Below are 1,004 nucleotides of genomic sequence, written 5' to 3'. Positions count from 1 at the left end.
TCCGGCCTTATTTTGGGGATCAGGCTGTGTCCGCTCTCGTGGCTGAGCAGCCCCCCGATGACCGCCTGTTCGGCCTCTATGTTCGCCCATTTGCTCATGCTCTCGCCCTCCTATGGCACAGGCAGCGGCTTGTAGGGATAGCCTCTTGGCGGTCCCTTGGGCATAGGTCCGTCCCTCACGCTCTCGCCCATATCCTCCAGGGTCCTGACGCCGCTGGAGAGCTTGTTCTGGAGGATGCGCTCCACATAGCCCCAGGACCGCTTATCCCGTTTCGCCGCTTCGCTTATCGCCCACTTGATGAGTTCTATATCCACGCCCTCCCGCAAAAAGGCCTCGATGCTCTCCATGGCTATGCCGTTAGCTGTCTGCCTGAGTTCTTTCTCGATGCAGGCCACCGCCTCGCGCACGCGTAGTATATATATATCTTCTTGTTTCGTTTCGTTTAGTTTATTATGGGGGTACAAATCCGCGACAGATTCGTTGCAAATCTGCTGCAAATCTGCATCCGATTTGTAGGGGGGTACAATTTGGCCGCAATTTGGCTGCAATTCTGTATCCGATTCGGCGCTGTTTGGGGTGGCGTCCTGGGCTTCATCCTCGCGATTCAGCGCATCTTTTGTGCCTTCCAGTTGGAGATAGCACACCCTATAGGTTGTGGCCCTGGTTCCGTTCCCCGCCTCATAGGAGATAAGACCAGCCCTTTGCAGCTCCTCACGTGCCTTCTTAATGGCCCGCTGCTCCAGCCCTGTTCTCGCCTCCAGGATCGCCATGGAAGCGGCGAACTCCACCGCCCAGCGCGCCTTATTGGCGGTATAGATCAGACCATGCCATAGGGCAATGGCCGGCGCCGAGAGCTCATGGGTCTCCAAAAAGTCGTAGAAGCGGTTGATCTCCAGCATGTAGTTGATCGCTTGCCTTTGTTCCCCCACGCTTGTTCTCCCTTCCCCCATTTATGCCGGTACCCCTAATCTCCGGCACAAGATTTCATCCAGTTTGATCCCGTA

The 1,004-nt window shown here is 56.2% G+C and carries 1 protein-coding gene; it reads right to left on the bottom strand.

Annotated elements, in window-relative coordinates:
• Positions 1-110: 110 nt before the first annotated feature.
• A complete protein-coding gene (locus H8696_RS11240; RefSeq protein ID WP_249317535.1) occupies positions 111-929 on the bottom strand; it encodes a DnaD domain-containing protein in 819 nt (272 codons plus the stop codon).
• Positions 930-1,004 lie beyond the last annotated feature (75 nt).

The organism is Gehongia tenuis, assembly GCF_014384795.1.
Classification (GTDB): Bacteria; Bacillota; Clostridia; order Christensenellales; family NSJ-53; genus Gehongia; species Gehongia tenuis.
Note: the sequence above shows the minus strand (reverse complement) of the source record. Positions and strands in the feature narration are given on the sequence as shown.